Below are 13,428 nucleotides of genomic sequence, written 5' to 3'. Positions count from 1 at the left end.
GCCGGACATATCCTTGATGCACAGAGAGTCGACGCCCATTTGCTGAAGTTCCATGGCAACTTTGGTAAAAGATTCCATCGTATGAATGGGGCTGATCGTATAGACAATGGCGCCCTGAACGTGAACAGACTTCGTATCTTTCGCCGCTTTAATGGACGATTCCAGATTTCGCGGGTCATTTAAGGCATCGAATACACGGATAATGTCGATTCCGTTATCGACGGCCCGATTTACGAATTCATAGACGACGTCGTCAGCATAATGGCGGTATCCCAGAATATTCTGACCGCGGAATAACATTTGGAGCGGTGTCTTTTTCACATATTTTTTCAGCGTCCGCAACCGTTCCCACGGATCTTCATCTAAGAAACGCATACATGTGTCGAAGGTAGCGCCGCCCCAACATTCCAGAGCGTTATAGCCAATTTCATCCATCGCTTCCAGTACGGGCTGCATCTGCCGCAGACGCATACGCGTAGCCGCAATAGACTGATGCCCGTCACGAAGTACAGTTTCTGTTAGTTTCACTCTTGCCATAGGTAATCGATCCTCCAATAATTCGTCATAGAAAAAGAGCATGACTGCACAGTACCAGTCAGCCTATGCCCGTTAGCTGTTCGTTTCCATTAGCATTTATTATATCATATTTTACAAGTATTTACAGAATCTTTTCCGGCGCTGCTTCTATTTTACCCTATATCATCTGGTCATGTGCGACTGCCAGAATATCCGTCTTATATGGCCGTTCTGACAGGAATATGGTACACTATACATATACACATGCGACAGTATTCACATATTCCCTGAAAGGAGTGCCATCATGTCTATTTCCCATATTCATACTGCCTATTTCAGTCCTACTGGAACGACTCGAACTATCTGCACTACCCTTGCTCAGGAAATGTCCCGTATCCTGAACATTCCCTGGAAATTGCGCAGCTTTACGCTGCCTGCCGAACGGAAAGAGCCGCTCTGCTTTTCCGGCAGTGACCTGGTTATTCTCGGCGTCCCCGTATATGCCGGCAGAGTTCCCAATGTGCTGCTGAAATTTTTAAACGGCATAGCCGGAAATGGCGCCATGGGGATTCCCATCGTCGTATACGGCAACCGCAATTATGATGATGCCCTAATAGAGCTGCGCGATCTGATGGAATCGGCCATGATTCATACCATTGGCGGCGGCGCCTTTATTGGCGAACATTCCTTTTCCCGTACCCTGGGCGGAGGCAGGCCCGATGCGCAGGATCTCAACGTGGTCCGTTCCTTTGCCGGAACAGCAGCCAGTGCCATTGAAAACAACCGTTTCCGCACGCCTGCAGCTGTAAAAGGGAATATTCCATACCGCCCCTATATGGTGCCGCAGACCAAAGACGGGGGCCACCAGAAAATCAGCCGCGTCTTTCCCAAAGTAAGCGATGCCTGTACAAACTGCGGTATCTGTGCCGCAGTCTGTCCTATGGGAGCTATTGCGCCGGACTATCATAGTTATACGAGTTTTTGCATCAAGTGCTGTGCCTGTGTCAAAGCCTGTCCGACAGGAGCACGCTACTATGATGACGAAACATACCTGTTCCATAAACGGCAGTTAGAAGAGCATTTCAGTCGCCGTGCTGAGCCTGAAACGTTTATCTAGGTCTTTTATTATGTCAGTCAGCGAGAGAGTATTTCTGTATGCAGAAACTCTCTCGCTTTTTAGTATCCTACAGGATGTATCGTCCCTTCATCGGCTATCATCTGCCACTGCAGGGGACCGCAGGAAATACCAACCGTTCCGACAGGAAGCGTATTGTCTTCCTGCCAGCATATAGGCTGCTCATACCGCAGAGCCGCAAGTTTTACCGTCACATTATGATAGCCTCTGACCCGGGACGTATCGCGGCGATGATACGAAATAACGATGGTACTGCTGGAAAGGGTATCTAAAAGGGAAAACAAAAGCAGGCGATACCGGCGCGTATCGACCAGTTCTCCCATAGCCGGCGTATACGCACCGGCCAGGACCTGTATGCCGTCATCTAAGTCAGCAGTAGCTTGCAGTCCTGTACGGATACAGCGTATTCCTTTCTGGACAAAGGCCTGTTTCATATAGGCTGCCCGGACGACTCCTTCGTGAATCGATAAAGGCTGATACGTTCCGCTGCGGTACTGCTCAGCCAATTCTGTATGGTCAATGACAGCTACTGGGTAAATACGGGCTATATCCGGTTTCATGCGGCAAACGGCCTCCGTCGTCGCCACCAGACTGTTCCAGTCCTCTCCTGGCAGCCCCGGCATGAGCTGATGTCCTACAGAAAAGCCAAATTCCCGCAGCAGAGCCGTCGCTTTGACGACCTGTGCTGCCGTATGTCCGCGACGTGCATGCTTCAGTACCTGGTCATCCATAGACTGTACGCCTAGTTCCACCAAGGTTAGACCATACTGCTGGAGCCGCTTCAAAACCGGCACGTCAATGCAGTCAGGACGGGTCGAACAGCGGATGGCCTGAATGCGTCCGCGCTGCAGCGCCTTCGCCGCAGCCTGCAGCAGTTCTTCCTGCAATGCCGGCGGTATGGCTGTGAAGGTTCCTCCATAAAATGCCACTTCCCAGTGCCGCTGTCCCTGGCCGTTTCCAGTATAAGCCTGAATCTGTTGGGCAACACTTTCTCCATCAGGAACGGCATGGGTACCTGTAATCTGCCATTGATTGCAGAAGATGCAGCGATGAGGACAGCCAATATGGGGAATAAAGACAGGTATAATAGACGTTTTCACCGTATCACCTCTATATGAAAAAGGATGTGGCAGTACGCCACATCCTTTACAGGGCATGTAATTGCTTTAATGCTTCATGAGCGGCATGCTGTTCCGCTCCTTTTTTCGATTTTCCCGATCCTTCACCTAATACTAGGCCATTCACAACGACTTGCATATAAAACGTCTTATCGTGGTCGGGACCTTCTTCACGACATAAGCGATAGGATATGTGCTGTTCACCGTCACGCTGAACAAATTCCTGAAACAGCGTTTTATAATCTTTGCCGTAATCACCGCTGGCCACCAACGCCAGGTAATCCTTCAGCTGATGGAGAATAAATTTCTGCGCTTCCTGATACGATGAATCAATGTATAAGGCTCCTACTACGGCTTCAAAGGCATCAGCCAGAATACTGGCCCGCATACGCCCGCCAGAAGCAGATTCTCCCTTTCCCAGAAGAATATACTCACCCATGCCAAATTTAGCGCATACCGCCGCAAGGGGCGCTTCGCTGACGACGCTTGCCCTTGCTTTGGAAAGTTCGCCTTCCGGCATATGGGGATATTGCAAGAACAGATACTCACCTACGACCAGATCCAGTATGGCATCGCCTAAAAATTCCAGGCGTTCATTATAGTATCCGTGTTTTGCCTTATTTTCATTGGCATAGGAAGAGTGAGTAAGCGCCTGATCCAGGATCAGCAAATTATGAAAAGAGGGAAGACCTAACACGCCGATAAATTTTTCTAGCTGTTTTTTTCTATCCGTATTCATTCACACTATCTTCTCAATTCTTATATTATTCGGCGTATTTCTTGAACAACAGCGTCGCATTGTGTCCGCCAAACCCAAAAGAATTGGAAATGGCTACGGTAACATCGGCTTTCACAGCCTTGCCTGGCACATAGTTCAGTCCCAAGTCTTTCAGTTCATCTTCTGCTTCTACAAAATTAATCGTAGGATGTACAGTGCCCGTTTCAATCGTCATGGCGCAGGCAATGGCTTCAACAGCACCAGCAGCACCGAGCAAATGACCGGTCATCGATTTTGTCGAGCTGACCAGCATATCTTTGGCATGATCGCCGAAAACGCGGACAATCGCTTTGGATTCATTCAAATCATTTAAATGGGTAGACGTGCCATGGGCATTGACATACTGCACATCTTCCGGCTGCAGACCAGCGTCATCGACGGCCAGTTTCATGCATTTTGCCTGCTGAATTCCTTCAGGTGCCGGCGCCGTAATATGATAGGCGTCAGCATTGCTGCCATATCCGCCAATTTCACAGTAAATATGTGCGCCCCGCCGTTTTGCATGTTCCAGTTCTTCCAGAACAACAATACCGGAGCCTTCGCCCATAACAAAGCCATTGCGGTCTTTATCAAAAGGACGCGATGCATGAGCCGGATCGTCATTTCTCGTGCTGAGTGCCTTCATGGCAGCAAAGCCGGCAACAGCACCGGGAGAAACGGCTGCTTCTGTACCGCCGGCAACAGCAGCATCGAGTTCGCCGCGCTGAATCATGCGATAGGCATCGCCAATAGAGTTAGTGCCTGTTGCACAGGCTGTCACGACGCTGGCACAATGTCCCTTCAGACCAAACGTAATCGATACCTGACCGGAAGCCATGTTCGCAATCATTTTGGGAACAACAAAAGGATTTACGCGGCTCGGACCTTTCGCAAACAGGCCTTTGTACAGATTATGCAGCGTTTCCATACCGCCAATGCCAGTGCCGACAATCGTACCAATACGATCACGGTCTTCTTCATCCAGGTTGAGTTTTGAATCGTCAAGAGCCAATTTTGCCGCTGCTACGGCATACTGGGTAGACGGATCCATATGCCGTGCTTCTTTTCTGTCAATGCCATAGTCAGCAGGTTCAAAATTTTTGACTTCACCGGCAATGCGGGCAGCGTATTCTGTTGCGTCGAAATGCGTAATCGGACCGATACCGTTCGTACCGCTTACCAGGGCATTCCAGAATTCGTCTTTACCAATGCCGACAGGGGAAATGACACCTAAACCTGTAATCACTACACGTTTTTCCAAATTCTTCACCTCATTATTAAAAATTAAGCCGTGAGTTATTCGGGAATTTCATCCATTTCACGTTTAAGATATGCAAATATGTCTTTAACCGGCAGAATGTCGTGTATTTCCTGCATTCTCCTGCCGGAGAACACTAAGCCTGTTTCCACATCGCCCTGCTGCGCTCTGGTCAGGGCCCGGATAATGCAGTATTTATGACTGCATTTTTTCAGACACTGATCGCAGTGATCCGGAGCAGGTGCTTTGCCCAGCAAGATCCGTTCTGAAAAGGGTGTCCGTATAGCCTGTCCGGGAAGACCGACTGGACTGTGAACCAGAATAAAATCTTCCGGATTATTTGCCCGCAAATATACTTTTTTCAGCTCGTCAGCACCATTGGATTCCACACTGGCAGCAAAACGGCTGCCCATTTGCACACCATTTGCACCGAGCCGAAGCATTTCGGCAATATCTTCACCGTGCAGCACGCCGCCGGCACCAATGACCGGAATAGAAACAGCTGCCCGAACTTCCGGCACAATAATCCGGCTCGAGCGATTGGTTCCCAGATGCCCGCCTGCTTCTGCCCCTTCAACGATAACGGCAGCCGCACCCAGGGATTGGGATATTTTAGCTAGTTTAGCAGAAGATACAATGGGCACAATAGGCGTACCACTGGCTTTTCCCCAGGCAAACATGTCACGGGAAAAACCTGCTCCTGCCACAACTAGATCGATTCCTTCTTCAATTGCAGTCGTTACGATCCCCTGAAATTCCCGGGCCGCAACCATTACATTTATGCCTATTATTCCATGAGGAGCCAATTTTCTGGCCAGTTGTATTTCATATCGCAATTCATCAAAGGGCATGCCAGAAGCTGCAATAAGACCAATACCCCCTTCGTTGGCTACTGCTGCAGCCAATCGGGCCGTGGATAGCCGAATTGCCATGCCGCCCTGGACGATTGGCACCTTTGCTACAAGCTTACCTATTTTCAATTCTGGCAGCTTCACTATGTTTTCCTCCATTCAAGACACCGTGTGGAGGAAGCACCTCGCTCCCCCATACGGCTCTTATTGCGCACTTACGCTTTTTTTTCCTTTTCGATGTACTCAACTGTATCTTTAACAGTTTTGATTTTTTCTGCAACATCATCAGGGATTTCGACATTGAATTCTTCTTCGAAAGCCATGATCAATTCAACGATATCCAAGGAATCAGCGCCTAAATCATCGATGTAAGCAGCGTCCATTTTGACTTCTTTTTCGTCAACGCCGAGCTGTTCTACAACGATGTCTCTTACTTTTTCAAAAGTAGCTTCTTCGCTCATTTCCAATTCACCCCCTTTCACTGGAGTATATATCCTATATTTACATTACCATGCCGCCGTCCACATTGAGGACCTGGCCGGTAATATAACTGGCATTTTCTGATGCTAAGAAGACGACGGCTTTAGCAACTTCTTCCGGCTGGGCTACACGCCCTAAGGGAATATTTCTAACCATACCGTCTATGACATCTTCTCCCAGCACAGCTGTCATATCGGTTGCAATACAGCCAGGAGCTACGGCATTGGACCGTATATTCCGCGACGCCAGTTCTTTAGCAACCGATTTGGTAAAGCCAATGACGCCTGCCTTGGCAGCTGCATAGTTAGCCTGTCCGGCATTACCTGTCTGTCCTACAACAGACGTAATATTGATAATGGAGCCGCTGCGCTGCTTCATCATCCATTTAGTAACAGCCTTTGTGCAGTAAAATGTACCCGTTAAATTCGTATCAATGACAGCCTGCCAGTCACTTTCCTTCATGCGCATGAGCAGTCCATCCCGGGTAATACCGGCATTATTGACGAGAATATCAATGGTGCCAAACTGTTCTTTTACCGCTTTGACCATATCAGCAACAGCAGCGCTGTCAGAGACGTCACACTGCAGGGAAACAGCCCGGCCCCCCTGTTCTGTAATGAGATTCAGCGTTTCTTCCGCTGCAGCCGTATTACCGGCGTATATGACAGCCACATTGGCGCCTTCGGCAGCCAAGGCAACGGCAATGGCCCGGCCTATACCACGGGAACCGCCAGTAACAATCGCAGTTTTACCTGTTAAAAGCATTTTATCGAACCCCCTGGAAAAATTCAAGTGTTTTCTTCAAGGATGCTATATCTTCTACGTTTTCGCTGTGAATCGACCGGTCAATTTTACGGTTAAATCCGCACAACGTCTTTCCCGGACCTACTTCCACAAACGCTTCAGCACCAAAAGTCTGCATGGTCTTCGTGCAGGCCACCCATAATACAGGGCTGGCTGCCTGTTTAACCAGCGATGCCTTAATCGCACTGGCTGCCGTTTCAATTTTACCGTCCACGTTGGCGACAACAGGAATCTTGGCATCAGATATCGTCAGCGTATCCAGTACTTCGGCAAGCCGTTTTGCAGCCGGTTCCATGAGACTGCTGTGGAAAGGGGCACTGACATGCAGAAGGACCGCACGCTTGGCACCGGCTTCCTTCAGCTGACCGACAGCGGTTTCAACAGCCTTTGCCGTTCCGGCAATAACCGTCTGGCCGGGGCAGTTGAAATTAACGGCCTGGACTACGCCGCCTTCTGCTGAAATACGGGCACAGATTTCTTTGATTGTATCGTCGTCCAGCCCCAAAATAGCAGCCATGCTGCCTTCGCCAAGGGGTACTGCTTCCTGCATGAACTGCCCGCGAAGCCGGACCGTACGAACGGCATCCGCAAAGGACAGCGATCCAGCAGCGACGAGTGCAGAGTATTCGCCTAAGCTGTGACCGGCGGCAATATCCGGAGTCAGGCCTTCCTGAGCCAGTACACGGCAACATGCTGTGCTGGCCGTCAGAATAGCCGGCTGTGTATTATACGTTTTCATCAGCTCTTCATCAGGACCTTCAAAACAGAGTTTTGTCAAAGAAAATCCCAATGCATCATCAGCTTCTTCGAACAGTTCTCTGACTACGGCATAGGCATCATATAAGTCTTTTACCATGCCTACTTTCTGCGCTCCCTGTCCGGGAAAAACAAATGCTTTTTTCATCGTCCCTTCACCTCGCATGTATAGTTTAATACCACTTCATGACCAGTCCGGCCCAGGTCAGACCGGCACCAAATCCGGCAAGCACCACAATATCATCCCGCTTCATCCTGCCCTGGCGATTGGCTTCATCCATGGCAATGGGAATGGAAGCACCTGATGTATTGGCATATTTATGAATATTGACAAATACTTTGTCCATCGGCAAATGCAGCCGCTTGGCTGCCGACTGAATAATGCGGATATTTGCCTGGTGCGGAATCAGCAAATCAATGTCCTCATGGGAAAGGCCGGCGCGGGTCAAGGCCTTTTCTGCCGTTCTTCCCATGACTTTGACTGCAAATTTATAGACTTCTTTGCCATCCATTTTAATATAGGTCAAATGTTTGGCTCTCGCTTCGTCAGTAGGAAGAATGGCTACGCCGCTGGAAGGAATATTAAGGTATTTCCCGCCGTTTCCGTCAGCGCCCATATCTGCGCCGAGGACGCCATATCCTTCAGGAACCTGGCCAAATACGGCTGCACCGGCACCATCGCCGAAAAGGACACATGTATTGCGGTCCGTAAAGTCCATATAGCGGCTGAGAATTTCTGCGCCAATGACCAGCACGTTTTTACACATGCCGCTCTGAATATACTGTGTCGCCGTAATAGCTCCGTATGCAAATCCAGAGCAGGCAGCGTACAAATCAAAAACAGCCGCATTTTTCGCGCCGATATTTTTCTGAACAATACATGCCGTCGAAGGAATGGTCATATCCGGAGTCAAGGTGCAGACAATGATCATGTCCAATTCTTCCGGTGAAAGTCCTGCCATATCCAGAGCCTGCTTGGCTGCAATAGTGCACATATCCGATGTATTTACACCGTCTGGAGCAAAATGACGTTCCCGAATGCCTGTACGTTCCTGAATCCACTCGTCCGACGTATCGACCATTTTTTCCAAATCGGCGTTCGTAACGACCCGTTCAGGAACATAGTGCCCTGTTCCCAGTACGCCTGCATTAGCTTTCACTATCATACTGTTCTACCTCTTCTTCCTCAATACTTTTACGAATATGACCGACCACATCTTGCTGTGCAAGTTCTGCTGCAACGCGAATCGCATTTTTTATTGCCTTGGCCTTTGAACTTCCGTGGCAGATAATAAAGCTGCCGTTTACTCCCAACAGCGGCGCACCGCCGTATTCCGTAAAATCAAGTCGTTTTTTCAGCGATTTCAGTGCCGGATATACTGCCAGGGCGCCTAATTTCGCAAGAAATCCGCCATTTCTGATCCTTTCTCTGACTAGGCGGATAATAAACATGGCCATGCCTTCACCAAATTTTAAAATGACATTGCCTACAAACCCGTCGCACACGACGACATCAACAGTTCCCTTGGGAATATCTCGTCCTTCTACATTACCATAGAAAGAAATGGTTTTAAGCTTTTTCAGCAGCGGATACGTTGCCAGAGCCAGCTCATTTCCCTTGGAAGCTTCTTCACCAATATTCAAAAGTCCTACAGACGGCTTTTCAATACCTAAAATGTACTTAGCATAATGATAGCCCATAATAGCCCCTTCGACAAGATGCTTGGGCTTACTGTTGGCATTGGCTCCTGAATCTAACAGGACGGTAATGCCTTTTTTAGACGGCAGCGGCGTAGCAATGCATGGTCGTTCAATACCTTTAATTCGTCCCAGCCCCAGCAGGGCTGCCGTAACAGCGGCGCCGGTGCTTCCTGCGGCTACTACAGCATCACATTGGCCTTCTTTCAGCAGGCGCGTAGCCACAACAATGGAGGCGTCTTTTTTCTTGCGAATAGCCTGCGCTGGATGTTCTCCCATGCCAATCACTTCACTGGCCTGAGAAATAGTCAGTCTTGCATTGCCTTTCCAGCCATATTTGTTCAGCACTTCCTCAATTTGTATTGTATCGCCGACTAAGACGACGTCAAATTCATACTCTTTGACGGCATCAATCGCACCTAGTACGATTTCCTCCGGTGCGTAATCGCCGCCCATGGCGTCTACTGCTATTTTCATACATACGCTCCATTATTCTAAAGATTCTATAATAAACTTTGTGCGAAACACTTCTTTCGCATTTTTTCGTATTTTCACCCATACATAATACTTCGGCGCGCGGCAGCGAATGACTTCCGCCACAGCAATAAGCTTGTCACCTACAGTGACTGGCTGTTTATATTTAAGATTTGCCACAGCCGTAATGGACACGGGCAAATGGAGAACGGCTCTTGCCAGAGAATGGGCCTGTGCATACAGGCACTGCGAACGGACAATATGGGCTTCATCGACCATATCTTCAGTTGCAGTCATAATGGAAATCGCGCGATGGCCAACGGAACATTCTACCAGTTCACCGACAAACCCGTCCTGTTTCGTCTTAGGCTGCGCCGCTTCTGCTTTTTTCTTAATGCGAATTCGCATTTCCGGTATGCCGAGAGCCATGCGATCCAAACGGATCGTCGCTACACTGACAGAAAACTCTTCTGCCAATTCTTCATCATTGACAAAAGGGTTCTGCTCGATTCTCTGTTGCAGCAAAACGTGCCGCTTATCTCTTGCTATACGAACCATCTCATCACCTTAACGTTTATTACCAAGTACTAATAGTACATACAACTAGAGATTATATAATGTTTCCTGTATCTTTGCAAGTAAAAGCAAAAAAGTATGCTTTCGTCTCATTCATGGTATTGAATCGCAGAAAGCATACTCACACTCCTTTAGTATTTATCAAAATCCATTTCGTTTAATACGTCGCGAAGTTTTTCCAGTTCTTCTTTCGTCAGGGTAATCCCTTTAGTCATAGCCTGATAATCCGGATCCCATGAACGAAGATCAAATTTAGGCGCCCGGTTATTCCAGCTGATATACGTCAGTTCCTTGCGCCAGCCATCTTTATTTTCCGATAAGGTACCGCATATGTCTTCAATATTAAAATTCAACTGTGCCATCTATATACCCTCCTAAAGACTAAAAATCATTGTTTATCTTACATTGCCTGTAAATCATATCAGTTTATATAATAGCAAATCTTGCGCGTATGTCAAGGAGCCGCCTGTCAGTGCTGTGATACGCGCCGTTTGAACAGGCCGCCCTGAGCTTCGTTAATATCAAAAATAGACACAAAGGAATGAGGATCTACCCGGTGAATTGCTTCCTTGACTTTGGTCACTTCCAGTCGGGATACGACGCAGTACAGCACCATCGTTTTTGCCCGCTTATAGGCACCTTCTCCATTGAGCAGCGTTACGGCCCGGCCCATATCATGGGTAATGCTGTGAGCCACTTCTTCGTGCATCGAAGTAACGATAAGAATACCTTTCATTTCATCCAGGCCATTGGTTACAATGTCAATCATTTTATAGGCAATAAAATAGGCTACCAGCGAATACATGGCACTGTCCCAGCTGAAGACAAAGCCAGATGCTCCCAGAATGAACAAATTAAAAAACATGATGATTTCACCAACAGAAAAGGGCGTTTTTTTATCAGCAATGATTGCCAGGATTTCCGTCCCGTCCAGAGATCCGCCCCAGCGGATAATCAGGCCTACGCCGAGGCCGATAATGATGCCGCCGTAAATGGTCGATAAAAACGGATCCGATGTAACGGGGGCATAATGAATGACCCGGCTCCAGACAGACAAGGCTACGACTGAAAACAAGGATAATAACGTAAAGATGGAGCCAATTTTTCTGAATCCCAAAATGAAAAAGGGAATATTAAGAGCAATAATGAAAACGCTGAAACTGATTCCTGTTATTTCTGATGCCATCAGTGACAGACCGACAACACCGCCGTCGATAACGTGATTAGGAACGAGAAATACATCCAGGCCAATCGTATAAATAAATGCTCCCAGCGCCAAGCCAATTAGGCGCATTCCATAACCAATCATTATATCATCCTCCTTATTTATGTTGTTGTGTCTTAATATATCGAAGGCCAATAATCCAGGCCACAAAATCATCTACCGGCTCCGGCGGATATTGCAGAGCCAGCGGCACAAACCGTCTCCACCCCCGGCGCGGTGTATATTTAAAATATAATTTTCGTCCTTCTACAGTCGTGTAATTTTCGTCGATCAGAGAAAACGTAATGCCTCCAGCCTGCCGATTTGCCCATGCTTCGGCAACAGGCTGGAGATGTTTGTGATTGGTTCCGTTTCCCATAACAATATGCGAAAACGCGCATTTTTTATACGTACTGGTCAGCCATTGTTTCAGCTCACCTGTAGGGATAATAGCCTTGCAGATCAGGCTTCCCTTTTCGTCTATCAATGCCACGCCGGTCTTTTCTGATCCCGGATCAATAGCAGCTATCATCAAATCACTCCTCTACAAGCCTGCTGGTTCAACAACAATATCGATGCTGAGAGGACCTGCCGTATAAGTATCATTCAATGCTCTGGCTCTCAGGATGACGTCGGCTCCATTACTATTCTTAATACGGGAAATCGTATCGAACATTTCCGTTGCCGTCAGAGCCCCGACATTACCGGTCAGCGGATCGGGCAGCAGCCCTTTTGCCTGCGCTCTCAGATTGACTTCATGAAGGAATCGCATGACCTGTAATTCCGGATTATCATTGATCTCTTCTGCACTGAGCTTCATTTCGTATACAATATCTTCTTTATGATAAATGAGCCGATTATCATACATTTCCACATGAACCAATGCTGGTTCGCCAACCATGATATTACCAGCAGCAATGACGCGAAGCAGCTTTTTCTCTTTCCCCGACTGCTGCAGAGCCTGAACAGTAGCGTTAAATTCATCTGGAGAAATATACAGCAGCACCGCTTTGTCGTCCGTAATGCCCAAATACCGGCAAATCATTGTATTGGTCTGACTCATAGCCTGACTAAATTCTTCCTTTGTTTCCTGCTCGCTCAATCCTCCGGTCAGTACAAAGCTGGCCAGGACTTCACCGACACGAAACATGACGGTCCCTTCACGAATATTGGTCATCGTTTCATTGAGCATGCGTATGCGTTTATCCAGTGCCTGAATCGTCGACATCATACGCTGTTTCGTACCTTCCAGCATAGCCAGATCCTTCTGTATCCGCTCTTTATCTGCTACAGCTGCATTACGGTCTTCTTCAGCCCGTTTCTTATCGACTGCCGCTTTATCCAGGGCAGACTGAATGAAGGCAAGTTGTTTTGCCTGATCATCTCTGGCTTCCTGGGCCTGCTGCAAATCCAATTGTATCAGGCGAATTTGTTCGTTCTTGCCGTCAAGCTGCTGCTGCTGCTCTTCCAGCATCTCTTCATTGGCTGCAATTAAACGGGTTTTCTCTTCCAGTTCACTGCCCAGATCCCGGGCCTGCTGCAGCAGCTGCTGCCGCTGTTCTTCCAGCTCATTCTTCTGTTTTTGCAACTGCTGCATGCCAAACAGGGCAATACGAACATTTTCAGATAAAATGGACATGACGCCCAGCGTAACGGCCGCAATGCTGATACCAGTTAAAATTGTAATCAAAATTGATGTATATTTAGGCCGCAGACCAAATAATTTTATTTTTCTTTTGCCAATACGGGATCCAATATTATCACCAAGATATGCGATAATACAGCCCATAACGGCCAGAAT

15 protein-coding genes and 1 pseudogene are annotated in these 13,428 nt (G+C 48.0%); 1 reads left to right on the top strand and 15 read right to left on the bottom strand.

What is annotated here, in order from left to right:
- Positions 1–537: pseudogene (locus Q3886_RS03965) on the bottom strand (oxaloacetate decarboxylase subunit alpha); the annotation flags it as partial.
- 283 nt (positions 538–820) lie between these two features.
- On the opposite strand from Q3886_RS03965, the gene Q3886_RS03960 reads away from it, so the two are divergent.
- A complete protein-coding gene (locus Q3886_RS03960) occupies positions 821–1,633 on the top strand; it encodes an EFR1 family ferrodoxin (protein WP_301859870.1) in 813 nt (270 codons plus the stop codon).
- Between the two features lie 59 nt (positions 1,634–1,692).
- On the opposite strand, the gene Q3886_RS03955 is transcribed toward Q3886_RS03960, so the two are convergent.
- From Q3886_RS03955 to Q3886_RS03890, 14 genes are all read right to left on the bottom strand, one after another.
- Positions 1,693–2,751: an elongator complex protein 3 gene (locus tag Q3886_RS03955; protein WP_301859869.1), complete on the bottom strand. Its 1,059-nt coding sequence runs from the start codon at positions 2,749–2,751 to the stop codon at positions 1,693–1,695.
- Between the two features lie 46 nt (positions 2,752–2,797).
- On the bottom strand, positions 2,798–3,508 hold the full coding sequence (gene rnc, locus Q3886_RS03950; RefSeq protein WP_301859868.1) for a ribonuclease III: 711 nt from the start codon (positions 3,506–3,508) through the stop codon (positions 2,798–2,800).
- Between the two features lie 25 nt (positions 3,509–3,533).
- On the bottom strand, positions 3,534–4,787 hold the full coding sequence (gene fabF / locus Q3886_RS03945) for a beta-ketoacyl-ACP synthase II (protein WP_301859867.1): 1,254 nt from the start codon (positions 4,785–4,787) through the stop codon (positions 3,534–3,536).
- A gap of 35 nt (positions 4,788–4,822) precedes the next feature.
- Positions 4,823–5,779 (bottom strand): nitronate monooxygenase family protein, encoded by a 957-nt coding sequence (locus tag Q3886_RS03940; protein WP_301859866.1) that lies wholly within the window; start codon positions 5,777–5,779, stop codon positions 4,823–4,825.
- Between the two features lie 71 nt (positions 5,780–5,850).
- Positions 5,851–6,096 (bottom strand): acyl carrier protein, encoded by a 246-nt coding sequence (locus tag Q3886_RS03935; RefSeq protein WP_301859865.1) that lies wholly within the window; start codon positions 6,094–6,096, stop codon positions 5,851–5,853.
- 40 nt (positions 6,097–6,136) lie between these two features.
- A complete protein-coding gene (gene fabG, locus Q3886_RS03930) occupies positions 6,137–6,880 on the bottom strand; it encodes a 3-oxoacyl-[acyl-carrier-protein] reductase (protein ID WP_301859864.1) in 744 nt (247 codons plus the stop codon).
- 1 nt (position 6,881) lies between these two features.
- Positions 6,882–7,823, bottom strand: a complete 942-nt coding sequence (gene fabD / locus Q3886_RS03925; protein WP_301859863.1) for an ACP S-malonyltransferase — start codon at positions 7,821–7,823, stop codon at positions 6,882–6,884.
- A gap of 25 nt (positions 7,824–7,848) precedes the next feature.
- The gene (locus tag Q3886_RS03920) at positions 7,849–8,841 is read right to left on the bottom strand and encodes a beta-ketoacyl-ACP synthase III (RefSeq protein ID WP_301859862.1); all 993 of its coding nucleotides are present in this window, start codon (positions 8,839–8,841) and stop codon (positions 7,849–7,851) included.
- Positions 8,825–9,850 (bottom strand): phosphate acyltransferase PlsX, encoded by a 1,026-nt coding sequence (gene plsX / locus Q3886_RS03915; protein WP_301859861.1) that lies wholly within the window; start codon positions 9,848–9,850, stop codon positions 8,825–8,827. Before plsX ends, Q3886_RS03920 begins: the two co-directional genes overlap by 17 nt.
- Before the next feature lie 12 nt (positions 9,851–9,862).
- Positions 9,863–10,405, bottom strand: coding sequence for a transcription factor FapR (gene fapR / locus Q3886_RS03910; RefSeq protein ID WP_301859860.1), 543 nt, complete (start codon positions 10,403–10,405; stop codon positions 9,863–9,865).
- Positions 10,406–10,554: 149 nt separating this feature from the next.
- Positions 10,555–10,785 (bottom strand): YdbC family protein, encoded by a 231-nt coding sequence (locus Q3886_RS03905; RefSeq protein ID WP_301859859.1) that lies wholly within the window; start codon positions 10,783–10,785, stop codon positions 10,555–10,557.
- Positions 10,786–10,892: 107 nt separating this feature from the next.
- Positions 10,893–11,732, bottom strand: coding sequence for a YitT family protein (locus tag Q3886_RS03900; RefSeq protein ID WP_301859858.1), 840 nt, complete (start codon positions 11,730–11,732; stop codon positions 10,893–10,895).
- 13 nt (positions 11,733–11,745) lie between these two features.
- Positions 11,746–12,159, bottom strand: a complete 414-nt coding sequence (locus tag Q3886_RS03895) for a hypothetical protein (RefSeq protein WP_301859857.1) — start codon at positions 12,157–12,159, stop codon at positions 11,746–11,748.
- 12 nt (positions 12,160–12,171) lie between these two features.
- On the bottom strand, positions 12,172–13,428 hold a 1,257-nt coding region (locus Q3886_RS03890), incomplete at its 5' end, for a DUF3084 domain-containing protein (protein WP_301859856.1).

It is taken from the genome of uncultured Megasphaera sp. (genome assembly GCF_958350005.1).
Taxonomy (GTDB): Bacteria; Bacillota; Negativicutes; order Veillonellales; family Megasphaeraceae; genus Megasphaera.
The sequence above is the reverse complement of the archived record's forward strand: the minus strand, read 5'-3'. Positions and strand labels throughout refer to the sequence as shown.